We start from the raw sequence: 22360 nt of genomic DNA on the forward strand, positions 1-22360 counted from the left end.
CGCGTAACGCACCTTACTAGCTATTGATATCATTGCATACTTGATGGGATTGAATTTACCAATTTTTCAAATTGATTATTTTCTTCAAAAAAATATAAAGCATCTTTACTTAACCAACCTAATAATTCCTTGGCATCTTTGTAGGTTGTCAGTAATTCATCAAATGACAATTTTTTAGTATTGAATACAGGTTCATGATGAAATACACGGTTACGGATAACTCTTATTTCATATAAACTTCTGCGTATTCGCTGTATCTCGCGTGCAAAATTGAGATTGGTAGGAGCATCGGAAAAAACATCCTTAATATAACGATTTTTTTGAATAAGCCAGATAATTTTGTCATAGTCAGAACCCATAATTTCTGTCCAAAAACCAAAATTTAGCTCAGGTGTTAAAGTATCTGATGTGATTAGCTTGTGATATTGTGGATTGTTAATTTTCTTATTTTGTTTGTTAATTTCTTCTTTTGCTTTATCTATCTGTTGTAATAATCTTGCTCTTTGAGTATTACCATTTTTGTCTTGCTTTTCTGTTGCAGCCTTTCCATTTAACCATTTACCAGCTTTTTCCTCAAACCAATTATCGCCAAATTCTTGAACAAGAATATTACTAATTCTATTTCTTAAAGTAAGCTCAAATATACATAAAAATGAATATAGAGATTCGGATAGTCTCATATTCAGTTTATATAGTTGTAATGCCTCTAGCTTATCTTGATTGGTAGCAATCAAATATGTTGACAGGCGTGGTTCGGAAAAAACTATACAAAGACTATCATAGGTACTAGAGTCAGACATATTAAAAATGTGGGTATTAATTATCTCATAAGGATTAGTTATAGCTCAGTATAATATAGTTCGAGTTCTTCAAACCGAAAATATTTATTCTAGATACTTGACAAATCTAGGAAATATCCTGTAATATATATAGTGTGAGCCTTGGGTACTCCTTGGAGCATAAAGTTTGATGCAGCCTTCAAAACGTGAACAGCGAGAAATAGGCTTGCTCACAATTTAGAGTTCCCGACCCCAAGGTAAGAATTTTTTTAAACTGAATAACCGCTTTTTAAGTGATGGATTAATTGCTGGTTGGTGCTAGTCCGATGTTAGAAACTATTATGTTACGCAGTACCAGTAAGCGAGATATTTCTGCTTGGAAGCGTGGGGAAACTACCGCAAGTGCGGGTGAGTTGATGGCGTTTAATGGGTTGACTGCGGAAGCGTTGACGAAGCGGGCTATTGAGTTGGTGCATTAATTAGAACGCAGATGTACGCAGATGAACGCGGATGTTTTGGTGTTTGTTGCGTACATTTGCTGTTTTGTTTTTTTAGGAAAAGAGAGTATTCTTTATTAATTTTATCAAAAATGTAAGGTTGAGTAACAAGTATGGTATCTAAAGATATTTTTATGTTTATAGATGAAACTGGTACTGACGAAAAATCAAATATCCTTGCAATTGCTTGTATTACAACACATGATCCTGATTATTTGAGAAGTAAATTAGAGAATTTAAGAAAAAAACTTTTAAAAGACCCCATCCGTCTTACTCTAACAAGTGTCAAAGATTCTCTATCCAAAAAAGGATTTCATTATTGTGCAGATGATACTACTGAAGTAAGACCTCATGTTATTAATTTAATAAGTCAACTACCATTTCAAGCTTATATTTGTTATCAGGAAAAAGAGAGTGATTTTGACCCTAGCAAGGGATATGGTTGGTATGATAAACTATTTGGTCGTCTTATATTTGAACGGTTGCGAGCGAGTTATGATGTACCTATTCATATTTGTTTTGAACAGCATGATAGTCGTTTTGAAGCTCGACGCAATGAATTAGAAAAAATTATTAATCAGCAAGTTGGAGAAATTCAATTACGGGATCAAGTTAAGTTTGTTATTTCTCCTAAAATTATCAGTGCTGGTAAAGATGAACCTTGTTTAGTAATAGCAGATTATGTAGCAGCTATATTTAAAGATTATGTGGTAAGTGAAGTTAATAATTTCGGTTCTTCTTGGCAAGGACGCAACTTTGAAAGAATTAGGACAAAGATTAGATGGATTCACGAGTATGGAACAAAAAATTTCTTCACACGCAAAAATCCACTTCCCTAAATATAAAAATCCATATTCATAGATGTACTATACTGTAATATATGCTATAATCTGAGCGGTTCTGGAAGCGTAAAATTTGTGGGCGCGAGTCGTGTCCGTTTCTAAGTACCTCTTAGTGTAATTATTCCTTACTCTTCCAGAACCATCTATTATGATTCAATTAGACTTCCAATCTCTAGAAGATATTGATACTGTTGCAATGGTGTTGGGTTGTTTCCCATCTTTTATTAATACGGTAATTGATACACCTTCTCGATTCTATACCCTAAAGAAAATTCCTAAGAAGGGAAAAGGCCAAAAAGGGCAATACCGCCTTGTTTACGAAGTTGATTCAGAGCTTAATGTTATCCAGAAGAATATTGCTACAGCTATTGCTTCAAAAATACAATTTCCTGAATATGTGCAAGGCTTTGTAAATAAACGCTCAATAGCTACTAATGCCGCACTTCATTTATCTCAAAAGTATGTTTTAAATCTTGATATAAAAAACTTTTTCGATAGTATAAACCAAAAACAAATTATTGAAGTTTTTAAGGAAATTGGCTGTACAGAAACAATTGCAGAAATCTTTGCTAGATTATGTACATTTAACGGACATTTAGTGCAGGGTGCTAGTACAAGTCCTATATTAGCTAACCTGGTATGCAAGGAACTAGATCAAAATTTTGTAGAATTAGCCAAAAAATATAATTGCTCTTATTCTAGATATGCTGATGATATTACTTTCTCCGGCGACATAACACCTCGTAAAAAAGAAATCGAGAAATGTTTAAAAAAATATGGATTTGAGTTAAATCCAGTAAAGTGGAAAGGTCAACCAAGAGGTAAATCACAATACGTCACGGGGCTAACAGTTTTCGATAATACAAAACCTCGTATACCAAGGGTTATAAAGAAACAGTTACGGCAGATTTTATACTATGCTTCTAAATACGGTTGGAGTAACCATAAATATAAAGTTAGTATCTGTATCCAGAAAAATATGTATTATGACATAAAACAAATAGATGGAATGATTGCTTTTATGTATTCAGTAGAGCCAGAACAAGCTTTAAAATTTGATCTACAATGGCAAAAAATTCTCAAAGAACAAGATATAGATTATGTAAAAGGGCGTGACCCAAATGTTATTTTTGCACGTCGTTCTCAGGTGCAGACAGATATTAGCGAGTAGGTTAGGTTGAGGAACAAAACTCAACAATCATTACTACTCATTAATAATAATAATTTTATAAAAATCAACTTTCTTACTCTCTTCCTTCGTATACTTCGTGTCTTCGTGGTTCATTAAATAATAGTTGACACAAGAAAACCCAACATCACCCAAACCACCCAACCATCACCAACTATCACGAATAGTTTTTTCTACCAATGGCAGAAAATGACAAAAACCGCCATGATATAGAAAACAACATTCAGGAAATCACCTCATGAAAAGTATGAATATTTCCTTACCTAACACCATGCGCGATTATATAGAAAAGTAGCGCAAAGAGGTTACAGCAGCGAAGCGTGAATATTTTCGGGAATTAGTGCGACAAAACCAAAAACTCCAAAGCAAAAGAACAACTACAAACCATGCTTTTGACAAAATTCGTTTAACGCAACAATTAGTGTTTTTATAGATGCTAAATTAATTGAAAAAGATTTAAAAGAACTGCCAAAAACCCATGTATGTTACAGTTTACAATCAGATTTAACTCTGAGCTTAAAGTTTTTTGAAATAGGAAAGACATACTGGGAGTTAGGGATGAATGGTACTGATTTTTTATCAGTTAATGACAACATTTTGATTGAATTTTTACTAAAGCAATTACCAGACGTGGAAACTGTTTTAGATGGTAGATATGTGAGAACTGATAATGCTGTAAAAGGGTATTTCTACTTAAGTAGAATAATTGTTGGAAATACTGAAATTTAAAGAACTTCAACATCTCTAACTACATCTAACAACATTTGTAAAAAATCATCAAACTCTGAAAGTTTGCCTGTAAATTGAACATCTGATTGACTTTCTATTTCTATCAATCCATTAGGTGTTTTAACTCTCAGCTTTATTTTATGTTCATAGTTATCGTCAGCATCATTTAAAGGTGTTTTTTTCCAAACAATAAAAACGTTATCTTTTTCCAGTAATTTATCGTAAACATTACTATAAATGAAAGTTTCAGAGGATTTATAAATTGATATAGAGCCATATCCTGAACCACCAAAAGCATTAGGGTTTTTAGCAAAACACTCTAGGGATTTGAAAGTTCCATTATCAACAAGACTGACAGAACCATCCATTAATCCCATTACTCTATAGTTAGCAGGAATTTTCAAAGCAACACCAAACTGTTTTAATTCAATATTTCTACTAAGTTTAGAAGGATATTCTGCTTCAATACCACAATTAACCAAATTAGATGTTTCAGCTTTTACAGGAAAACTAATTAAGTTAGTGATTAAGCAAGATAGAAATATAGTAGACAGAAGTGTTTCTTTTTGAGTTTTATGTTTATGAGACATGACTTTTACTGTAGAAAGTGAGTAGATGTAAAACTATTATTTAAAATCAATTGAGAAAATTGATATTTATTCCTGCGGTTCTTCTTCAATATGCCACCGAAAAACAGTTTCTTGGTTAGCTCCATTGTTTGCAGTTGTCACATACAAAATTTCTCCATAAGCACTTTCAAATCTAAAAAGACAAAGACCTAAACCTGTACCAGCACAATCTTGAATTTCTGTATACTCTTTTTTAGTAAAAAAATAATCTACTGGTGCGCTTCTTTGCGAGTTCATTAATTGCTCGTGATTAAATACTGATTGCCAACCAGCTTCTAATAACATTTCCCTAGCTTTTGAATAAGGCATACCTTGTTTAAGTTTTGGTATTTCTTGCCTGACACAAGGTTTTGTATTTATAGTTGGCTTTGTTGTTTGTGCAACCACACTACCCTCAAAACTGGGAATAATAATAGATAAAATCACCGTACTTATACTGATAAGACCTATAGAAAATTTAATAGACATATTTTTACTGTGTGTAGCTAGAACTTGTACTACTTATTATACACACAAATAGTTAAATGTAACTAATAATTCCTAAAAAAGCGAGTAGGTTAGGTTGACACCAATAAACCCAACATCACCCAAACCACCCAACCATCACCAACTATCACGAATAGTTTTTTCTACTAATGGCAGAAAATGACAAAAACCGCCATGATATAGAAAACAACATTCAGAAAATCACCTCATGAAAAGTATGAATATTTCCTTACCTAACACCATGCGAGCTTACGTAGAAGAACTGGTCGCGCAAGGTGGTTACAGCAGTGTCAGCGAATATTTTTGGGAATTAGTACGACAAGACCAAAAACTCCAAAGCAAATGAACAACTACAAACCCTGCTTTTAGAAAGTTTGAACTCTGGAGAAGCTACAGAAATGACTGCACAAGACTGGGAAGATATTCGTCAAGGTGTACGTTAGCAGTGATGTTTACAATCGAGAAAGCATATTCATCACAGATGTATCTACCAGTTTATAAGATATCTGTTTATTTACATATTTCATAATAGAATCCATAATTTCTTGTTGTAAAATTTCACATAATACTTGTTTATTACCTTCCTTTAGTTCTAATACTAACTCTTGAGTTTTCAAAGAGATATCTTTCATAGTATCTTCTTCAGGTAAAATTACAGGGGTTTTTAAAACATATTTAGCAGAATTATTAGCAGATGGATTAATAGATTTTAAACATACCCAAAAAACCGGAGAATTACAATAAGCTAATAGAAAATATAAATCAATAGAAGATTTAGGAAAAATTCCTACTATAGATTGGTCAAAAAGACTTTCTTCAATTAATGCTGCTGTAGGACGTTTAGATGTTACCATTGGAAAACCAATTCCTGTTTTAAAGTAGTAAGAAGAATTTTGAAACCTTGATTTTTTATTATTTTTATAATGTTGAATTGCTTCCAAACTCCAATCTACATACCATTGAGTAGGTTTAATAAAATGAAAACCACCACCTTTGAGAATAGGAATAAAATGTTTAACTCCTGCTATTCCCTGTAAAGGATGTTGTAATGTGGAAGGTGTAGATTCAATAGTATTAGAATCAACAAATAAATAATCGCTAGAACCTTTAACAGAAATTGATGCTTTACGCAAGAATATTTTATCATTTCCTGAATAAAAACCTGTTACACAGTCAGCAATATCAGCCATTTTAGTTACATAACTTGAGATTTGTGTAACAACTGAATCATGACGTGATATAGGAATCGATAAAGATTCACTCTTGAGAATATCTTTTTGTAGAATAGACTTGTAATTGTTTTGATTTAACGATAAATGTAAATCTGCAATTTTATCAATAAATCTGATAGCAAACGAGTGATTAGATTGTGGTTTTTGGGAATATATAGAAATAATACAAAGACCAGCATAACCAAAGGAAATACCAGGAAATAAAGATGAACGAAAAACATCTATACTTTCAATAGTAAAATCTTCTAGAAGATAACGCCTAATATTAATATGACTGTGAAGATATAAAAAAGTGTCAGGAATAATAAATACAAGTTGTCCTTTTTCTGCAAGCAATTTGAGACAACGTAGCAAAAAAATAGTATAAGTTTCTCGAATATAAAATCCTGGATATTTTCTTTTTAATTCTGTACGACGATCATATTCTTGCCAACCTCCATAGGGAGGATTACCTAAAATTTTGGTAAATTTATGACCAAAAGATTCACATAGGTCTAAATCTGGGCAAAAAATTGTGTCACGCTCTCTTATCTCTACATTTTTAAATTGGCTAAACTTTAATCTGAGTTTTTTTGCATATTCAGGGTGTAATTCATAAGCAACAGATGATATATTTTTATTCGTTTGAAGTGCTGCTTCTAAAAGATGTCCTTCTCCAGCAGATGGTTCAAGTAGTTTATCATGATTGTCTAGTTTCAAAAGTGAAACCATATAAGAAGATAAAGATTGATCTGATGTAAAATAAGTTTGGTATTGATCTTTAGATTTTGTTTCTATTGCCATTGTAAATATCCCATTAAATTAGATTGCTGAAAATCACTAACTGTTTTTACTAATAAATCATTTTGCCAATCAATATTTAAGTTAATCCAATTTTGAATATCAAATCCAGTAAAATCTCCAATTTAAGGTGTGAACTCTGGAAATGCAACAGAAATGACAGCACAAGATTGGGAAGATATTCGTCAAGCAGTGCAAGGATAGAATAAAATTGATACTAGAATTATTAAAATTTAGCACCGGGAGCAAATTTGCATCAAGAGGACATAATTTATCAACAAATTATAGCAATTGCCAGAAGTTACGGAATATTTGATTGTATCCCCTGCGCTAGAGCAATCAAAGAATTTTTAATTAGACAAGGTATTCATGGCAAACATATTAAACTAGATACAAATTCTCAAGATCCCATTTATGGCAGAATTTATGATGATAGTATTGGAGAATTGATTGCTACTACTGGTCATCATGAAGGTGTTATAATTGAGATCAATGGGGTGGAAATTGTTGTTGATAACATCCACCATCAAGGAATTACGCGATTAGACTGGATACAGAATCTCTATTCACCTATTTTAGATGCAGGATTAGAGTTTCAAATCACAGAAACATACTTTTAACCTAGAAAATTAGGGAGTTAAATATGGATAATCTCTACAAATTACTGCAAAAAATTAAAAAAAGACCTGCAATGTATTTAGGTAAAAACTCTATTTTTAGCCTCCAATCTTTTTTAGACGGCTACTATTTTGCTCGTCGAGAAATTGGTATTCCCTTAACAGCAGAAGAAACCGAATTTCAAGATTTTTTACAATGGATAAGACAGAAATTTAATGTAGAAACAGGTCAATTATGGTCAAGTATTTTGCTTTTCCATTCAGCCGATGAAAAAAGCGCAGTAGATAGATTTTTTACCTTGTTTGAAGAATTTAGTCAACAACAGAAAAATCATGAAACAGCAAAAATTAATGAAGTAGCATCTTCAAGTTGATAATACCAATTATTTGGTACTTCAGCACTCAAATTATCACACATCCAACGATAGGAGTTTTCAATTTCTTGAAATGCAGTAGGTTGAATAATAACTTGATAATTCATGAGCGAGGAGGAATATTATATTTTGTTTGTAAGGTTGCCAAAGCTTGATCCGCAGGAATCCCTTCACCGCGCTCAAATTCATCTAATCCTTTACGAATACCTACTATTGTTTCTAAGTAATCTATTCTTTCTAACAATTCTTGATAGGAAACTGGGGGTTTTTGTGGTGCTGTTTTGAGTGATTGCAAAAAACCAAGCACATCTTCTAAAAGTTCGCTGGGTGTGTTGTCAATTTCTTGTAACAGTAATTCTTTGATAGTCATTACAGTTAATAAATCTGATTGATATTTTTATTATAGCAATTATTTTCATGTTTTATATGGATAAGTTAATTGTTTTTATTACAACTAAAGTAAGTAAGTTAGGTTGACACAAGAAAACCCAACATCACCCAAACCACCCAACCATCAACAACTATCAGGAATTATTAGGTTTTGGAGACAATAACCGAGCAATTCATGTAGTTTGTTCACCCAAAAACGAATATCTAGCAATTATCACCGCTTACATTCCCGAACCAACACAATGGTCATCTGATTTTAGGAGGAGAATTTAAAATGGAATGCTTATATTGTAAAGGTAAAATGCACCGAGGAACAGCCCCTTTTACTATTGATAGAAAAGGCTATCATATCTCTTGGGATGCCATTCCTGCATGGGTTTGTGAGCAGTGCGGTGAATCACTTTTTGAAGCTCGTGAAGTTGAATTAATTCAAGAAGCACTGACAGTTTTAGACCGAGGAACAGAAGTTTTAGTAAGTTCATAATTACGTTAGTTATTAGGTTGGGTTGACACAAATAAACCCAACATTACCCAAACTAACCAACCATTACTAAATAACATGAATTAAAAAGTTATAAACACTAAAAATATCAAAATCAGCTATACTACTAATAGTATTACCCTGGTTAGGATATGGCTAAAATCTCAATTTCATTGCCAGATGAACTACTAAATTACATTGACCAAAAAGTTGATAACCGTAGTGCATTAATTGAAAGTCTCTTGAAACAATGGCAAGAAAAACAACAAAATGAAGCACTAGCGGCAGCTTGCGCCTTGGTTGATGAATTAGAATTAGGTTGGGAAAGTGAATGGCAAAACATAGCGATTACCGAATGGGAAGCATCTGGATCGTAACATTTGACCCATCCGTAGGTACAGAAATTCAAAAAACTCGTCCAGCACTGATAATTTCTGGAACTTTGTTTAATAACCAACGCAGCAAAGTCACAGTTTTACCTTTTACTTCTGCAAAACCTAATAACCCCCGTATTTCACCAGCAGTAGTAGAAGTACCTGCATCAGCACAAAACGGACTTTCTGTAGATAGTCTTTTGATATGTGTTGAACCGATGACTTTTGATAAAGTTCGTTTAACGCAACAATTAGGAGAATTAGAAGCAGAATTATTAGAAAAAGCGCAAAATATTTTGCGGCGATACCTGAGTTTAAATAATAGTTAATTGTAGTAAGTAGGTTAGGTTGACGCAAGAAAACCCAACTATTAAATTAAAAAAAGACCTCCCAAAAAAACCGCTATGAAATTTCAAGTAATATTCACCTATGATTCAGAATACGAAGGTTACATTGCTGAAGTACCAGAACTTCCTGGTTGCGTCAGTCAAGGTAAAACCTTAGATGAAGCAATTACAAATATCAAAGATGCTATAAAAGGCTATCTTCATGTATTAGAAAAACATGGTAAACCCTATGTACCAAAAGAATCTCAATCTTTTGTAGGAGAAGTATTAGTATAAATGGGACGTTTATCAAATATCTCCGGTAAACAAGCAGTCAAAATCTTTGAAAAACTGGGCTATGTTGTAGACCATCAAACCGGAAGTCATATCATACTTTGGCACGAATCAAAACCTATTTTATCAGTTCCTAATCATAAAGAACTAGCACCAGGTTGATTGAGAAGTTTAATTAGACAAGCAGGAATTACCGTAGATGAATTTTTAGAATATAAGTAGACTAATATCTAGTGAGTAGGTTGGGTTAACGCAAGGAAACCCAACATCACCAGCTATATAGAACAGAAATAAGCATTATCTAAGCATCTGTTAAAATAGGAATAATAAAGTTAACAACAATAATTATGATTGAATTACAACAATTGCAAGAACAGGTATTAAAACTACCGATCAGAGAACGCTGGCATCTTGTACAAACTTTACTAGCATCAATTCAACAAGAAACCCTATCTTCTATACCTCTACAACCCACCATCGAAAACTTATCTGAACTTGCTCCCTGGACTCAAACTTTAATAGGTGTAATAAGCTTAAAATCAGAAAATACAAAAGAGAGTTATATTGATGATTAAGAAGATAAATATAGTTAAAAAATTACAGCACAAGACCGGGAAGATATCCGGTAAGCAGTATAATAGTAATAAAACAATTCAAAACAGGTAGTAATTATGGATATCAAACTTGCAGAAATATCTCAAGAAATTAACAGCTTACCCGAAGAAGCACAAATCTTACTCCTTGATTTTATTCAGATATTAAAAAAACATTATCCACAACCAAAACGAGAAAATACAATCACATCACAACCCCATCCATTAAACACATTTATAGAAAAATATGGTGCTTGGGAAGATGAACGCACAGCAGAAGAAATCGTTAAAGAAATTTATGACAGTCGTACTATTTACCACTCTGATATTAGCTTATGATTTACTTATTAGATACAGATACCTGCATTTACTGGTTAAAAAATATTACTTCAGTTACAAATAAAATTCAAACAATAGGATGGGAAAATATTTGTATTTGTAACATCACCGTTGCTGAATTATATTTTGGTGCTTACAATTCTCAAAAAGTAGCAGAAAATTTAACTCGTGCAGAAAACTTTATTCAAAATATTGCAGTGATAACTTTAGATAATAATGCAGTCAAAAAGTTTGGTGAATTAAAAGCCGAACTGAGAAAAATAGGACAACAAGTAGCCGATTTTGATTTATTAATTGCTAGTGTCGCATTAACTAGAAACTATATTTTAGTCACTAACAACACTCGTCATTATAGCCGAATTTCCGAGTTAAAATTAGAGAATTGGTTTTCTCATTAAAAAGGATTCCTGTAGTGAGTAGGTTGGTTTAAGTGCAGCGCAACCCAACATCACCCAAACCACCCAACCATTACCAAATATATAGAACATAAATCACCATTATGTAAGAATCTGTTAGAATAGGAATAATAAAGTTAACAACAATAATTATGATTGAATTACAACAATTGCAAGAACAGGTATTAAAACTACCAATCAGAGAACGCTGGCATCTTGTACAAACTTTACTAGCATCAATTCAACAAGAAACCCTATCTTCTACACCTCTACAACCCACCATCAAAAACTTATCTGAACTTGACCCCTGGACTCAAAGTTTAATAGGTGTAATTAGCTTAGAATCAGAAAATACATTATTATAGTAATAACATAATTCAAAAACAGGCAGTAACTATGGATATCAAACTTGCAGAAATATCTCAAGAAATTAACAGCTTACCCGAAGAAGCACAAATCTTACTACTTGATTTTATTCAGATATTAAAAAAACGTTATCCACAACCAGGAAATCATCATCAAGAAAAAACCATCTATGAGAAATTTGATGAAATTGGATTAATTGGTTGTTGTGCTGTGGAAGAAAATTTATCAACCACCTATAAAGAAGTTTTATCTAATACACTACCAAATAAATATGATAATCGTTGATACAGGATTTTGGTTAGCTCTCATTGACCAAACAGACACCTACCATGAAAGAGCAAAACAGGCTTTAAAAAAATGCAATGAACCTTTAATTACAACATGGTATGTTGTCACAGAAACCTGTTATCTTTTCCTAACTCGCAAAGGATTTCAAGCACAAATTACTTTTTTAAACAGTCTGCAACAAGAATTATTTACAGTCTTTAATTTAGGACCTCACCATACTCCGCGAATTATTCAGCTAATGGAACAATATGCTAATTTACCAATGGATTTAGCTGATGCTTCCTTAGTAATTTTAGCATAATATTTAGGACATGGGCGCATTTTTTCAGTAGATCAACGGGACTTTAATACCTATCGTTGGAAGCAAAGTTATCCTTTTGAAAATTTGCTGTTTTGAGCTAATTTATAGTAAGATAGTGATGTTTGCAGTTTAAAAAAGATTTAATAACTAACTAGGTTTCTTAACCATGAGTTATAATCAAAAATAAAGTCATAAACATAAATTTACTATGACTATCCAAACCTTAGACAAAACCACCACAATTTGCGAACAGCGATTTCTTCTACCTGGTTATTACACCTGGAAGGAATTTGAAATCATAGAAACCTTAACCGCAGATGCTGGAAACTTGCGGATAACTTATCTTGATGGGTGCATAGAATTTATGACACTTGGTGAACAACACGAAAATATCAAAAAAATTATCGCTATTTTGATAGAAGCATATCTCTTTGAAACAGGGATAAACTTTATCCCAGTCGGTAGTGCTACTCGTCGCGCAAAAGAAAAGAATGCTTCCTTTGAACCTGATGAATCTTATTATATCGGAGAAAAAAAATCCAATCCAGATTTAGCAATTGAGGTGAATATTACCAGTGGTAGTATTGATAAACTGGAAAAATATAAAAGGTTTAATATTACCGAAGTCTGGTTTTGGGAAAATGATCAATTATCTCTCTATCATCTGAAAAATAATAACTATGAGCAAATTAATCAAAGTGAATTATTACCAGATTTAGATATAGATTTGTTAGTAAATTGTGTTTTCATGCCTTCCATTATTGATGCGAGAACAGAATTTATTAAAGGTCTTAAACAGTAGTTTGTAGTAGTTTTTAGGTTGGGTTGACGCAAGGAAACCCAACAATAATTATAATAATGATATAAACATCAAATCTCTTCCTCAGTTCCGGCGTAGTTTGAAAAGCACTTGCTAACCGCAAAGCAATATTAGGTGTTACACTTGCACGTTCATTCACAATTTCTGAAACCGTTTTGCGAGACACACCCAAAATATTAGCCAATTCTGTCACCGTCATATTTAAAGGTTATTTTTGCCTTCATGCTTTCATTGGGATGCTCCCCAGAAAATACCCGTCATCAACAGTATGAAGATTTCCTTGGGTTAGGGGTTTAGCATTTCTGAACCCTAATATTCTTATCATACTTACAACTGATGACAAAGGGGACACAAATCTGGTGAAATAAAAATAATGTTGTCATAATGTTGTCATAATGTTGTCTAAACTGTAATCATGACAGATCGTGTATTAATACTAGGTGGAAGGGGACGCATTGGTAGCGCAGTTGCTAATGATATTCTCAGCCACACCCAGGCAAATATTACCATCACTGGACGTTCCCCAGAGACGGGAAAGGGTGTCAGCTTGTCTTCGGGAGGAAGAGAGCAATTTCTGATTTTAGATTTGAGTGAGGTGGAAAAATTACAAGAGGCGATCGCCAACTCTCACCTCGTTATCCACTGTGCAGGACCATTTCACTATCGAGACACCCAAGTTTTAGAAATTTGCATTGATCAAGGTGTCAATTATCTTGATGTTAGTGATCACCGTTCCTACACCCAAAAAGCCCTAAAATTACATGAAAAAGCTGTTAATGCTGGTGTCACCGCAATTATTAACACGGGTATTTTCCCTGGTATTTCTAACAGTTTAGTCCGTCAAGGAATCGAACAATTTGATTTACCAGAAAAAATACATTTAAGTTATTTAGTATCTGGTTCTGGTGGTGCTGGTGTTACAGTCATGCGAACCACTTTTTTAGGTTTACAACATTCTTTTAATGCTTGGATTAATGGCAAATGGCAGTTAATTAAACCCTATACTGATAGGGAAGAAATAAATTTTTCCCTACCCTACAAACGCAATGGAGTTTACTGGTTTGATATGCCAGAAACTATCACCTTACCCCATTCTTTCCCCACTGTCAAAACTGTAATTACTAAATTTGGTTCAGTTCCTGATTTTTATAACCATCTCACTTGGATAACCGCCCATATTTTTCCTAAATGGTTAATACAGAAGAAAGAAACCATTGAATTTTTATCTCATGTTAGTCATCGCATGACCGATTTTACTAATATCTTTACTGGAATTGGTGTAGCAGTACGCGCAGAAGTCACAGGAAAAAAAGATAGTAAAACAGCAGCTTATGTTTCTACATTAATCCATGAAAATACAGCCATTGCTTCTGGTTTAGGTACTGGTAGTATTGCCAAATTATTATTAGAAGGTAAATTGAAACACCCCGGAGTTTTACCTGTAGAAGCAGCATTAACTACAGATTTATTTAAACAAATAATGGAAGAAAGAAAAATACAAATTGGTTCTCATTGGGTAACAATACATAGGAGAGAATAGGAAGGATCAGGTAACAGAGGAGATGACGGAGATGGGGAGATAAATTAAGTCAAAAGTCAACATTAATAACTTCTGAATCCTGAATTCTGACTCCTGACATTAAAACTATTCAAACTCATCAATATAAATAGGTAGAAATAACCTCAAGATAGATTTTTTATACATATTTGGCATTTATGGTTATATTTGTTAATCTAGTAAGAAATCATTTTTAATCTTCTGTATTATGCCCAGCTTACCTACTCTGACAACTCCCCAATTTATCCAACGCTTCCAATGGTTATTCAACCCTTGGGGATTTATGGAAAAAAATGCCAAAGATTATGGTGATTTTTTCCAGACATATATTCTTGGTAAAGAACCAATTATATTTATTAGTCATCCCCAAGCAATTCAAGAACTTTTTGCAGCTTCTCTAGAAAAATTAGATGCTAGAGGTTCACAACTTTTAAAATCTTTTTTGGGTGAAAAATCTTTATTGTTGCTGAGTGGAACAGAACACCAACGTCAACGGCGATTATTAACACCACCATTTTATGGCGATCGCATGAAAGCCTATGGTAAAACTATCACTGATATTACCAAAGAAGTGATCAACAAATGGCAAATAGGTACACCATTTTCTGTCAGAGAATCAATCCAAGAAATTTCTCTAAAAGTTATTTTACATACAGTATTTGGCATCTGTGAAGGAGAAAGATTTAGAGAATTAGAAAAGCTGCTTTGTTCACTTTTGAATTTCGGTGATACTCCCCTACGAGCAGCCGTTAATTTTTTCCCAGCACTACAAGTAGATTTAGGAGAATGGAGTCCCTGGGGTTATTTTTTACGACAAAGGGAAAAAATTGATCAATTATTATATGCAGAAATTCAAGAACGCAGAGATCATCCTGATCCAAATCGAACTGATATTCTTTCTTTGATGATGTCAGCGCGAGATGAAAATGGTGAAGCCATGACCGATGTAGAATTGCGAGATGAATTAATGACTTTGTTAGTAGCAGGTCATGAAACCACAGCTTCCGCAATTACATGGGCATTATATTGGATTCATCATTTACCAGAAGTGCGAGAAAACCTGTTACAAGAGTTAAATAACATAGATGAAAATACAGATAAAAACGAAATTTTTCGCCTACCTTATTTAACTGCAGTTTGTAACGAAACTCTCCGCATTTATCCCATTGCCATGATTACCTTACCGAGAATTGTTAAATCACCAATAGAAATCATGGGTTATGAATTTCCCCCAGGTTCATGGTTAGTAGGCTGCATATATTCAACCCATCGCCGCCCAGATTTATATCCCGAACCAGAGAAATTTAAACCAGAAAGATTTTTAGAAAAACAATTTGCACCCTATGAATATTTACCCTTTGGTGGTGGAAATCGTAAATGTTTAGGAATGTCATTTGCACTATTTGAAATGAAGCTAGTTTTAGCCACAATTCTTTCACAATTAGATTTTCAATTAGTGAACAACATTCCTGTTAAACCCGTGCGTCGTGGTGTCACCTCAGCCCCTTCTGGTGGTAAATGGTTAGTGGCAAAAGGAAAAAGAGAAAGGGTAAAAACTACTGCGGGAGTTTAGTTATATTGGTAATTGGTAATTGGTAATTGGTAATTGGTAATTGGTAATTGGAAAAAATAAAATTGATTACCCAGTCACCAGTCACCAGTCACCAGTCACCAGTCACCAGTCACCAGTCACCAGTCACCAGTCACCAGTCACCAGTCACCAGTCACCAGTCACCAGTCACCAGTTTACCTACCAATATTTGGCTCAAATTTCAAATAAGTACCTCCCAAACCTTCAACAATACTGCGGGTATTTGCATCTATCATTTTTTGATAGGTTTCTCCATCACTACCAGGTTTACCTAGTCCATCAATATAAAGTTGTCTATCAAAAAGTTTCACATTTGCTTTACTGGTAATAGGTTGAAGTGACATAAGATTAATTGTTGTATCTGCAAAAACTGTTGGTGCTTTTGTTTTTTGAATATATTGGGCTAAATTTTTCACTTTTGTATCTGTTAAATTATCTTCATTCCTAATATCTGCTAAACTACCTTTATAGGGAAAACCATAAGCTTTGACATAATAAATCATGGCTTCGTGGGTTGTTAGCAATTTGCGATTTTTATCAGGAATAGTGTCAAGTGTGGACTGAACCCAGTTGTTTAGTTTGTTTAATTCTTGGGTTAATTTACTGGTATTGCTACTATATTCTTTTCGATGTTGAGGTAATATTTTACTTAAATTACTATTAACTACTTCTGCCATTTTAATAGTATTTTTCACATCATGCCAAATATGTGGTTCAGTGAAACTTTTACCATTTTTACGTAATCTTTCAGGTGTGGTGACAGCACGTTGAGCAACTGCTATTTTGGGTGCATTATTTTGAGCATTTTGAATAACTTTAATTAAAATTGATTCAAAATTATAACCATGATATAAAATAAGTTTAGCTTGTTCAATGGCTTGAATATCTTCTGATGTCGGTTCATAAATACTCGGATTTAAACCAGGAGGAATTAAACAAGTCAAGTTTATTGTTTCTCCCGCAACTTGTTTAGTTAAATCACATAATACACTGGTAGTTGCCACTACTTGAGGAAGATTTTTGTTAATATTTTGCGTCTGATTATACTGAATATATCTGGTATTGAAATTGCGATTGTTGCAACCAGAAAATCCCAGGGAAATCACCAATAAGGCAATATTTAATAAATTCTTGTATATGATTTTTTTTGTCATAAATAACTGCTATTTCTAAATTAAATTTAAATCAAAAAATAGGGAGCATTCCAAATGTGTAAATTTATGTTGATCTAACGAAATAAAACGCTCCCAGATCCTGATATGATTGAACCACAAAGGGCGCAAAGGACACAAAGGTAAGAGGTTTTAAGAGATTTTTTAGTGTTGCTGGGGTTATTTTTTCAAAGTTGGGATGCTCCAAAAAATATTGTGGTGTTTTAAGAGCTAAATTAATCAAGTAGTAAAGGCACAGAAATGAGTAATACTGTGCCGGAATTTGGTTTCATAATTGCTAACTTGATTAAAAGTCAGCACTAGGTAATTTACCTTGCAACTTATGAAAATTAGATTGAACACAAGCACTACAACTGCAACCAATATTATTTAAAATTTGCTGGTTTTGTTGTTTGAAAATGGGTTTTGTTAATTCGGGAATTGGTTGTACAGATGCCGCTACAATCTGATCAGAAGTAGCTACAGTCTTCCATCTAGTAGATGCTTGTGCTGGACTTACTAGCAAAAACAAAGATGCTAAAAACAGATGACAAGCCAGAAAAATCAGTTTAGTTATGTTTTTAGTTATGTTCATAGTTCACCCTTAAAGGCTGCTGATACAGCATAACCAATTATTCAACATTAGTCATTAGTTTTTGACCAAATTAGTAGCTCTCCTTGTTCCCCACCAGCGGCTAAAAATTTACCTTGGGGATGCCAAGCTAAAGTAGAAAAACCACCACGTACACCTGTGAGAATTTGCGATACTTCAAAATTCTCGTTCCATAAACATAACCACCCATCAGCACCAGCAGAAGCAAGTATATAACTTTGGGGTGCATAGGCGATCGCATTAATTATATCCACATGATTGGTTAAAATTCGCGCTTCCCAACCTAAAGATTCATCCGCTGATTTTTCCCAAACTACCACACCTTCCACACTGGAAGCAGCTAAAAGCGGCGCACCTGTAGCAGTTGTAATTTCTGACCAAGCTAACTGACGAATTTTACCTGGAAAACCACGCATAACCCAAGGATCAGGATTTTCCCATTCTAAAACGGTGACGCTACGATCCATATTTCCTGACGCTAAATATTTACCATTAGGTGACCAAGCCATTGCTACACTAACTGTACCCATAGCTAAAATATACGGTTCATCATCCCAATCTTCACTATTCCAAATTTTCACTCCTTTATAACCACTAATAGCTAAATATTTTCCATCTTTACGCCAATCAATTCCTAAAATTGATGAATTTTCAAAGTTAAGAGTGACAACAATTTCTTCTGTTTCTACATCCCAAACTTGCACATAACGCCCTAAACTAAAAGCTAATAGATTATTAGTATGATTCCAAGCTAATTTATCAACCCAAGCAGGGGCATTTTCTAAGGTTTTAATTAATTGATTTTCTCGCCAAATCTTTACTTTTCCATCTTGTCCACCCACGGCTAAATATTTACCATCAGCGGAAAAAGCTACACAGTCTATTGATTTACCTGTAGTTGTTTGTAAGTGAGTAATTTCGCAATTTTCCCAGATTAAAACTTCTCCCGCAGCAGATATTACAGCCAGTTTTTCACCTGTGGATGACCAATTTAGAGAGGTGATATAATCTGCAAAATGACCTGAATAGTAGGTTGTAAATTGTTGAGGTTTGTTAGTTGTGAAATTCATATATTAGGTGATTGGTGACTGGTGATTGGTGATTGGGAAAAATCTTTTCTTCACCATCTCTATTTTCAGGGTTTAGCACTGCTAAACCCCTACGAATCCTGACTTTCTACAAATCCTGACTTTCTAAACAATACAAGCCAGAAAATCTTGTTTTAACTTGGCTTCATCTAAATTACGTCCAATAAAAACAAGTTCATTTTTTCTGGTTTCATTCTCTTTCCAAGGTCTATCTGCTTTACCATCAAAAATCATGTGTACACCTTGGAAAACAAAGCGGTTATCTTCACCAGCAATGTTTAAAATGCCTTTCATGCGGAAAATATCAGTTCCTTTGGTGCTAAGTAATTCTGACATCCAAGCATTTAATTTTTCCCCATCTATTGCACCTGATTCTACTAAAGCTATAGAATAAACACTTTCATCATGTTCATGGGCATCTTCACCTAAGAAGTTAGGATCAATTTCTAAAGCGCGTTCTAAATCAAAGGCATTTACCCCCAATAAAGCATCCATTGATAATTCAGAATTTCGGGTGCGGTAAATTTTCGCCATTGCATTCATTGAACGAATGCGTTTTTCTAATTCCTCTAAAATTTCTGGTGTGACTAAATCAGTTTTATTTAATAAAATCACATCAGCAAAAGCAATTTGTTCTTGGGCTTCGTCTGCTTCCCAATGTTGCCAAATATGTTTGGCATCTACCACTGTAACTACTGCATCTAGTGATAGTTGACTCTGCATATCTTCATCAACAAAGAATGTCTGAATCACAGGTGCAGGATCGGCTAATCCGGTGGTTTCAATTACTAAATGATCAAATTTATCCCGGCGTTTCATCAAATTACCAATGATGCGGATTAAATCACCACGCACTGTACAACAAATACAGCCATTGTTCATTTCAAATATTTCTTCATCTGCATCAATTACTAATTGATTATCAATGCCTACTTCCCCAAATTCATTGACGATAACTGCTACTTTTTTACCATGTTGGTAGGTGAGAATATGGTTGAGGAGGGTAGTTTTTCCCGCACCTAAATAGCCAGTTAAAACGGTTACGGGTACGGTATTTGCTATTTCTGAAGTCATCATAATTTTAAGGCAATTTTTAGATAATTTGATGATTGGTTCGTTGGCTATCAACAGTTAGGAGTCAGCTTTTTAACACTTATGTCAAAAATTCTTGTTTGCCATCTAGCAGTTAACCCAAATATTCTGACTCCTGACTCCTGACAGTCATTGAGAATCATTCTCTGTTTAACACATATTGGTTAAAAATGGCAGTATTGCATCAAAAACAATTGCTGGATATTCCTCATGAAGTCCCAAAGTACCAGGAATAATCACGCTGGTAATTTTTGGTAACTTTGCTAAAGCGTCCATTTCTTGCCGTGATTTTGGTGGACTAGACGCGCCTATAAATGCAATGATGGGAACGTTTACGGACTCAACCAAGGATAAAAATTCCGCTTGACTGTGAATAGTATCAATGTTGCCAGTGACAAAGGCCGCAGATGCAAATCTGGCGTTTGGTTGTTGGGTGGTTTGCCATTTTTCGGCGATAAATTCGGGTGTAAGTTTAGTTGTATCAGTGAAAACGTGACGGCGATACATCCAACTTAAAAAGGATGGGGTAGTGTTTAGCTTGTAGAGTGCTTGACCGAAAATAGGCGATCGCACCATCCCCCGCACCATAGCAGCTATATTGGCATTTGCCCCCATTGTTGGCAAGGGTCCGCGCCAAGTCGGTGCTAACAAGACAATTTTAGAAATAGCTTCTGGTTGTTTAAATGCCAGCTTTAATACATAACCAGTAGCATGACCAGCAGCAACCACAATAATTGGAGTATTAAAAACAGATTTCACAAAATCTGCTAAAAATTGCTCATATATGGCGGGATTGTAATCTAAACTCAAGCGTGAACTTTCACCAAAACCCGGCCAGTCAATAGCAGTAACCTGAAAATGGGTAGAGAGTAACTTGGCAAGTTCTCCCACTTCTCCCCGTGTGGAAACGCTACTAAAAGCAGGAAGTAATAAAAGTGGTGAACCCTCCCCTATGGTTTCATAAACCACCCGCAACGGCTGATTTTGCCAATTCCAGGGAAATTCTTTAACTTCACCAGCAAATACACCAGTAGTAGATAAAGTCGTCATTGGTGATTGGTAATTGGTAATTGGTAATTGGTAATTGGTTATTTTCTCCGATACAAAAAAGCTAACTAATGCTAACAAAAGTTGGCTTTTTCTTTCTGTTTCACCCTAGCAGTGTCGGCACTATCTAGTCCACAGGCTAACACGATCAATCTGACCGCTTCTTGTTTTAAATTAATCGCAGCGTTTAAATCTCTGTCAATCTCAAAGCCACAGTTATCACATTTAAACACTCTTTGAGATAATGACAGTGATGATTTCTTTTCTCCACAACCCCTCAGTCTTGCTACTCGGATAATATCTATCCACAATTACTAACTTACTACCATACAGTTGTGTTTTATATTCTAGCTGCCTTCTGAATTGATAAAAGCCCATATCGGCTATAGCTTTTGATAATTTCCCATTCGCTAACATCCCAGATACATTCAAATCTTCTATCCCTATCACCGCGTGGTTTTTGCTGATATGGGTGGTGATTTTGTGTAATGTATCTTTTCTGATGTTGGCTATTTTTTGGTGTAATCTCGCTATTTTGATTTGGGCTTTTCTATAGTTATTTGAACCTACTTTTTTATGACGGTTCAAATATTGCATTCTTGCTAACTTTTTCTCATACTTTTTATAACTTTTTACTCCATCAAATACTTCTCCTGTTGATAATATTGCTAGATGATTTATTCCTAAATCAACTCCTACAAACTCTTGATTTTTATGGGTTTGAGTCGTTTCTATTTCTATTTTCCAAGAGATAAACCACTTGTCAGCTTGTTTACTGATGGTGACAGATTTCGGTTGATATGCTGTAGGGAGAATTTCATAAGTTTTTATCCAACCAATTACGGGTACTTTTACCTTTCTGTAGTCAATTTTTATGACACCATCTAAGGTAAAAGAATCATCTCTCCCTTTTTTCTTAAACTTAGGAAAGCCTTTACTTTTTTTGAAGAAGGCTTTAAAGGCATCTGAGAGATATCTTAATGCGTATTGAGGGGCGCATTTAGACACTTCATAATACCAAGGATGGGTAGATTTAATGGCTGCTACTAACCATTTGTGTAAATCTATGGCTGTGGGAAATTTGATTTTGTCTTCTGGT

Annotated in this window: 34 protein-coding genes and 1 pseudogene; 22 read left to right on the plus strand and 13 right to left on the minus strand. The window is 34.1% G+C overall.

What is annotated here, in order from left to right; translation table 11 throughout:
* Positions 1-29: 29 nt before the first annotated feature.
* Positions 30-734: an Abi family protein gene (locus tag H6F45_RS09740; RefSeq protein ID WP_190347071.1), complete on the minus strand. Its 705-nt coding sequence runs from the start codon at positions 732-734 to the stop codon at positions 30-32.
* Between the two features lie 350 nt (positions 735-1084).
* Between H6F45_RS09740 and H6F45_RS09745 the strand changes: the two genes are divergently transcribed.
* The 4 genes from H6F45_RS09745 (at position 1085) to H6F45_RS09760 (ending at position 4036) form a co-directional block, all read left to right on the plus strand.
* Positions 1085-1258: a hypothetical protein gene (locus H6F45_RS09745; protein ID WP_190347087.1), complete on the plus strand. Its 174-nt coding sequence runs from the start codon at positions 1085-1087 to the stop codon at positions 1256-1258.
* Positions 1259-1389: 131 nt separating this feature from the next.
* Complete coding sequence (locus H6F45_RS09750) at positions 1390-2115, plus strand: DUF3800 domain-containing protein (protein WP_096565583.1); 726 nt, start codon at positions 1390-1392, stop codon at positions 2113-2115.
* Positions 2116-2266: 151 nt separating this feature from the next.
* Positions 2267-3289 (plus strand): reverse transcriptase family protein, encoded by a 1023-nt coding sequence (locus H6F45_RS09755; protein ID WP_096565585.1) that lies wholly within the window; start codon positions 2267-2269, stop codon positions 3287-3289.
* A gap of 576 nt (positions 3290-3865) precedes the next feature.
* Positions 3866-4036 (plus strand): hypothetical protein, encoded by a 171-nt coding sequence (locus tag H6F45_RS09760; protein ID WP_190347072.1) that lies wholly within the window; start codon positions 3866-3868, stop codon positions 4034-4036.
* Here H6F45_RS09760 and H6F45_RS09765 read toward each other — a convergent pair.
* Together H6F45_RS09765 and H6F45_RS09770 are read right to left on the minus strand one after the other, a co-directional pair.
* A complete protein-coding gene (locus H6F45_RS09765; RefSeq protein WP_096565587.1) occupies positions 4033-4626 on the minus strand; it encodes a hypothetical protein in 594 nt (197 codons plus the stop codon). The two genes, H6F45_RS09760 and H6F45_RS09765, sit on opposite strands and share 4 nt — an antisense overlap.
* A gap of 66 nt (positions 4627-4692) precedes the next feature.
* A complete protein-coding gene (locus H6F45_RS09770) occupies positions 4693-5133 on the minus strand; it encodes a hypothetical protein (protein WP_096565589.1) in 441 nt (146 codons plus the stop codon).
* A gap of 226 nt (positions 5134-5359) precedes the next feature.
* Here H6F45_RS09770 and H6F45_RS09775 point away from each other — a divergent pair.
* A pseudogene (locus H6F45_RS09775) lies at positions 5360-5594 on the plus strand (type II toxin-antitoxin system ParD family antitoxin).
* A gap of 9 nt (positions 5595-5603) precedes the next feature.
* On the opposite strand, the gene H6F45_RS09780 reads toward H6F45_RS09775, so the two are convergent.
* Positions 5604-7166 carry an N-6 DNA methylase gene (locus tag H6F45_RS09780; RefSeq protein WP_190347073.1) on the minus strand — a complete coding sequence of 521 codons (1563 nt, stop codon included), beginning with the start codon at positions 7164-7166 and terminating at the stop codon, positions 5604-5606.
* A 248-nt stretch (positions 7167-7414) separates the two neighbouring features.
* Here H6F45_RS09780 and H6F45_RS09785 point away from each other — a divergent pair, with 248 nt between their 5' ends.
* Both H6F45_RS09785 and H6F45_RS09790 read left to right on the plus strand, forming a co-directional pair.
* On the plus strand, positions 7415-7783 hold the full coding sequence (locus H6F45_RS09785) for a papain fold toxin domain-containing protein (RefSeq protein WP_096565591.1): 369 nt from the start codon (positions 7415-7417) through the stop codon (positions 7781-7783).
* A gap of 23 nt (positions 7784-7806) precedes the next feature.
* On the plus strand, positions 7807-8154 hold the full coding sequence (locus H6F45_RS09790) for a hypothetical protein (protein WP_096565593.1): 348 nt from the start codon (positions 7807-7809) through the stop codon (positions 8152-8154).
* 103 nt (positions 8155-8257) lie between these two features.
* Here the strand turns inward: H6F45_RS09790 and H6F45_RS09795 are convergent, their stop codons facing one another.
* The gene (locus tag H6F45_RS09795; protein WP_190347074.1) at positions 8258-8524 is read right to left on the minus strand and encodes a prevent-host-death family protein; all 267 of its coding nucleotides are present in this window, start codon (positions 8522-8524) and stop codon (positions 8258-8260) included.
* A 294-nt stretch (positions 8525-8818) separates the two neighbouring features.
* Here H6F45_RS09795 and H6F45_RS09805 point away from each other — a divergent pair, with 294 nt between their 5' ends.
* From H6F45_RS09805 to H6F45_RS09860, 12 genes are all read left to right on the plus strand, one after another.
* A complete protein-coding gene (locus H6F45_RS09805; protein WP_190347075.1) occupies positions 8819-9028 on the plus strand; it encodes a YgiT-type zinc finger protein in 210 nt (69 codons plus the stop codon).
* 149 nt (positions 9029-9177) lie between these two features.
* Positions 9178-9402, plus strand: coding sequence for a ribbon-helix-helix domain-containing protein (locus H6F45_RS09810; protein WP_137669292.1), 225 nt, complete (start codon positions 9178-9180; stop codon positions 9400-9402).
* Entirely contained in the window at positions 9381-9728 is a 348-nt protein-coding gene (locus H6F45_RS09815) for a type II toxin-antitoxin system PemK/MazF family toxin (RefSeq protein ID WP_137669293.1), read from the plus strand. The genes H6F45_RS09810 and H6F45_RS09815 overlap by 22 nt, the downstream gene beginning before the upstream one ends.
* 75 nt (positions 9729-9803) lie before the next feature.
* On the plus strand, positions 9804-10022 hold the full coding sequence (locus H6F45_RS09820; protein WP_137669294.1) for a type II toxin-antitoxin system HicB family antitoxin: 219 nt from the start codon (positions 9804-9806) through the stop codon (positions 10020-10022).
* Positions 10023-10181 carry a type II toxin-antitoxin system HicA family toxin gene (locus H6F45_RS09825; protein WP_190347076.1) on the plus strand — a complete coding sequence of 53 codons (159 nt, stop codon included), beginning with the start codon at positions 10023-10025 and terminating at the stop codon, positions 10179-10181.
* Between the two features lie 185 nt (positions 10182-10366).
* Positions 10367-10594 carry a hypothetical protein gene (locus H6F45_RS09830; RefSeq protein ID WP_190347077.1) on the plus strand — a complete coding sequence of 76 codons (228 nt, stop codon included), beginning with the start codon at positions 10367-10369 and terminating at the stop codon, positions 10592-10594.
* Between the two features lie 96 nt (positions 10595-10690).
* Entirely contained in the window at positions 10691-10951 is a 261-nt protein-coding gene (locus H6F45_RS09835) for a DUF2281 domain-containing protein (RefSeq protein WP_190347078.1), read from the plus strand.
* On the plus strand, positions 10948-11349 hold the full coding sequence (locus H6F45_RS09840) for a type II toxin-antitoxin system VapC family toxin (RefSeq protein WP_190347079.1): 402 nt from the start codon (positions 10948-10950) through the stop codon (positions 11347-11349). Before H6F45_RS09835 ends, H6F45_RS09840 begins: the two co-directional genes overlap by 4 nt.
* A 149-nt stretch (positions 11350-11498) precedes the next feature.
* Positions 11499-11711: a hypothetical protein gene (locus H6F45_RS09845; RefSeq protein WP_137669556.1), complete on the plus strand. Its 213-nt coding sequence runs from the start codon at positions 11499-11501 to the stop codon at positions 11709-11711.
* 31 nt (positions 11712-11742) lie between these two features.
* Positions 11743-11997 (plus strand): DUF2281 domain-containing protein, encoded by a 255-nt coding sequence (locus H6F45_RS09850; RefSeq protein WP_190347080.1) that lies wholly within the window; start codon positions 11743-11745, stop codon positions 11995-11997.
* On the plus strand, positions 11984-12301 hold the full coding sequence (locus H6F45_RS09855; RefSeq protein ID WP_242027343.1) for a PIN domain-containing protein: 318 nt from the start codon (positions 11984-11986) through the stop codon (positions 12299-12301). The genes H6F45_RS09850 and H6F45_RS09855 overlap by 14 nt, the downstream gene beginning before the upstream one ends.
* A 208-nt stretch (positions 12302-12509) precedes the next feature.
* Positions 12510-13103, plus strand: a complete 594-nt coding sequence (locus H6F45_RS09860; protein ID WP_137669337.1) for a Uma2 family endonuclease — start codon at positions 12510-12512, stop codon at positions 13101-13103.
* Positions 13104-13116: 13 nt separating this feature from the next.
* Here H6F45_RS09860 and H6F45_RS09865 read toward each other — a convergent pair whose 3' ends face one another.
* Positions 13117-13320 carry a HigA family addiction module antitoxin gene (locus tag H6F45_RS09865; protein ID WP_137669338.1) on the minus strand — a complete coding sequence of 68 codons (204 nt, stop codon included), beginning with the start codon at positions 13318-13320 and terminating at the stop codon, positions 13117-13119.
* 216 nt (positions 13321-13536) lie between these two features.
* Here H6F45_RS09865 and H6F45_RS09870 point away from each other — a divergent pair, with 216 nt between their 5' ends.
* The 3 genes from H6F45_RS09870 to H6F45_RS09880 all read left to right on the plus strand — a co-directional run bounded on the left by H6F45_RS09870 (position 13537) and on the right by H6F45_RS09880 (position 16545).
* On the plus strand, positions 13537-14661 hold the full coding sequence (locus H6F45_RS09870) for a saccharopine dehydrogenase NADP-binding domain-containing protein (RefSeq protein ID WP_137669339.1): 1125 nt from the start codon (positions 13537-13539) through the stop codon (positions 14659-14661).
* Positions 14662-14887: 226 nt separating this feature from the next.
* Positions 14888-16252: a cytochrome P450 gene (locus H6F45_RS09875; RefSeq protein WP_096565601.1), complete on the plus strand. Its 1365-nt coding sequence runs from the start codon at positions 14888-14890 to the stop codon at positions 16250-16252.
* Between the two features lie 47 nt (positions 16253-16299).
* Entirely contained in the window at positions 16300-16545 is a 246-nt protein-coding gene (locus tag H6F45_RS09880; protein WP_190347081.1) for a hypothetical protein, read from the plus strand.
* Here H6F45_RS09880 and H6F45_RS09885 read toward each other — a convergent pair.
* From H6F45_RS09885 to H6F45_RS09910, 7 genes are all read right to left on the minus strand, one after another.
* Positions 16426-17424, minus strand: a complete 999-nt coding sequence (locus H6F45_RS09885) for a zinc ABC transporter substrate-binding protein (RefSeq protein ID WP_190347082.1) — start codon at positions 17422-17424, stop codon at positions 16426-16428. The two genes, H6F45_RS09880 and H6F45_RS09885, sit on opposite strands and share 120 nt — an antisense overlap.
* 304 nt (positions 17425-17728) lie before the next feature.
* Positions 17729-18016 carry a hypothetical protein gene (locus H6F45_RS09890; protein ID WP_096565605.1) on the minus strand — a complete coding sequence of 96 codons (288 nt, stop codon included), beginning with the start codon at positions 18014-18016 and terminating at the stop codon, positions 17729-17731.
* Positions 18017-18063: 47 nt separating this feature from the next.
* Complete coding sequence (locus H6F45_RS09895; RefSeq protein WP_190347083.1) at positions 18064-19104, minus strand: WD40 repeat domain-containing protein; 1041 nt, start codon at positions 19102-19104, stop codon at positions 18064-18066.
* Positions 19105-19227: 123 nt separating this feature from the next.
* On the minus strand, positions 19228-20199 hold the full coding sequence (locus H6F45_RS09900; protein WP_096565609.1) for a GTP-binding protein: 972 nt from the start codon (positions 20197-20199) through the stop codon (positions 19228-19230).
* 165 nt (positions 20200-20364) lie between these two features.
* Entirely contained in the window at positions 20365-21264 is a 900-nt protein-coding gene (locus tag H6F45_RS09905; protein WP_137669226.1) for an alpha/beta hydrolase, read from the minus strand.
* A 71-nt stretch (positions 21265-21335) separates the two neighbouring features.
* A complete protein-coding gene (locus H6F45_RS26500) occupies positions 21336-21494 on the minus strand; it encodes a zinc ribbon domain-containing protein (protein WP_347237724.1) in 159 nt (52 codons plus the stop codon).
* A partial coding sequence (locus H6F45_RS09910; RefSeq protein ID WP_242052585.1) for a transposase occupies positions 21487-22360 on the minus strand: 874 nt, incomplete at its 5' end. The genes H6F45_RS09910 and H6F45_RS26500, both read right to left, overlap by 8 nt.

This window comes from Sphaerospermopsis sp. FACHB-1194 (assembly GCF_014696235.1).
In the GTDB taxonomy this organism is placed as follows: Bacteria; Cyanobacteriota; Cyanobacteriia; order Cyanobacteriales; family Nostocaceae; genus Sphaerospermopsis; species Sphaerospermopsis kisseleviana.

Coding starts and splice junctions, on each gene's coding strand:
- H6F45_RS09835 (WP_190347078.1), top strand. CDS start 10,691: ATGGATATCAAACTTGCAGAAATATCTCAAGAAATTAACAGCTTACCC.
- H6F45_RS09810 (WP_137669292.1), top strand. CDS start 9,178: ATGGCTAAAATCTCAATTTCATTGCCAGATGAACTACTAAATTACATT.
- H6F45_RS09840 (WP_190347079.1), top strand. CDS start 10,948: ATGATTTACTTATTAGATACAGATACCTGCATTTACTGGTTAAAAAAT.
- H6F45_RS09905 (WP_137669226.1), bottom strand. CDS start 21,264: ATGACGACTTTATCTACTACTGGTGTATTTGCTGGTGAAGTTAAAGAA.
- H6F45_RS09755 (WP_096565585.1), top strand. CDS start 2,267: ATGATTCAATTAGACTTCCAATCTCTAGAAGATATTGATACTGTTGCA.
- H6F45_RS09885 (WP_190347082.1), bottom strand. CDS start 17,424: ATGACAAAAAAAATCATATACAAGAATTTATTAAATATTGCCTTATTG.
- H6F45_RS09765 (WP_096565587.1), bottom strand. CDS start 4,626: ATGTCTCATAAACATAAAACTCAAAAAGAAACACTTCTGTCTACTATA.
- H6F45_RS09750 (WP_096565583.1), top strand. CDS start 1,390: ATGGTATCTAAAGATATTTTTATGTTTATAGATGAAACTGGTACTGAC.
- H6F45_RS09870 (WP_137669339.1), top strand. CDS start 13,537: ATGACAGATCGTGTATTAATACTAGGTGGAAGGGGACGCATTGGTAGC.
- H6F45_RS09890 (WP_096565605.1), bottom strand. CDS start 18,016: ATGAACATAACTAAAAACATAACTAAACTGATTTTTCTGGCTTGTCAT.
- H6F45_RS09760 (WP_190347072.1), top strand. CDS start 3,866: ATGAATGGTACTGATTTTTTATCAGTTAATGACAACATTTTGATTGAA.
- H6F45_RS09900 (WP_096565609.1), bottom strand. CDS start 20,199: ATGATGACTTCAGAAATAGCAAATACCGTACCCGTAACCGTTTTAACT.
- H6F45_RS09820 (WP_137669294.1), top strand. CDS start 9,804: ATGAAATTTCAAGTAATATTCACCTATGATTCAGAATACGAAGGTTAC.
- H6F45_RS09875 (WP_096565601.1), top strand. CDS start 14,888: ATGCCCAGCTTACCTACTCTGACAACTCCCCAATTTATCCAACGCTTC.
- H6F45_RS09790 (WP_096565593.1), top strand. CDS start 7,807: ATGGATAATCTCTACAAATTACTGCAAAAAATTAAAAAAAGACCTGCA.
- H6F45_RS09865 (WP_137669338.1), bottom strand. CDS start 13,320: ATGACGGTGACAGAATTGGCTAATATTTTGGGTGTGTCTCGCAAAACG.
- H6F45_RS09815 (WP_137669293.1), top strand. CDS start 9,381: ATGGGAAGCATCTGGATCGTAACATTTGACCCATCCGTAGGTACAGAA.
- H6F45_RS09845 (WP_137669556.1), top strand. CDS start 11,499: ATGATTGAATTACAACAATTGCAAGAACAGGTATTAAAACTACCAATC.
- H6F45_RS09895 (WP_190347083.1), bottom strand. CDS start 19,104: ATGAATTTCACAACTAACAAACCTCAACAATTTACAACCTACTATTCA.
- H6F45_RS09770 (WP_096565589.1), bottom strand. CDS start 5,133: ATGTCTATTAAATTTTCTATAGGTCTTATCAGTATAAGTACGGTGATT.
- H6F45_RS09825 (WP_190347076.1), top strand. CDS start 10,023: ATGGGACGTTTATCAAATATCTCCGGTAAACAAGCAGTCAAAATCTTT.
- H6F45_RS09850 (WP_190347080.1), top strand. CDS start 11,743: ATGGATATCAAACTTGCAGAAATATCTCAAGAAATTAACAGCTTACCC.
- H6F45_RS09780 (WP_190347073.1), bottom strand. CDS start 7,166: ATGGCAATAGAAACAAAATCTAAAGATCAATACCAAACTTATTTTACA.
- H6F45_RS09860 (WP_137669337.1), top strand. CDS start 12,510: ATGACTATCCAAACCTTAGACAAAACCACCACAATTTGCGAACAGCGA.
- H6F45_RS09805 (WP_190347075.1), top strand. CDS start 8,819: ATGGAATGCTTATATTGTAAAGGTAAAATGCACCGAGGAACAGCCCCT.
- H6F45_RS09830 (WP_190347077.1), top strand. CDS start 10,367: ATGATTGAATTACAACAATTGCAAGAACAGGTATTAAAACTACCGATC.
- H6F45_RS09855 (WP_242027343.1), top strand. CDS start 11,984: ATGATAATCGTTGATACAGGATTTTGGTTAGCTCTCATTGACCAAACA.
- H6F45_RS09795 (WP_190347074.1), bottom strand. CDS start 8,524: ATGACTATCAAAGAATTACTGTTACAAGAAATTGACAACACACCCAGC.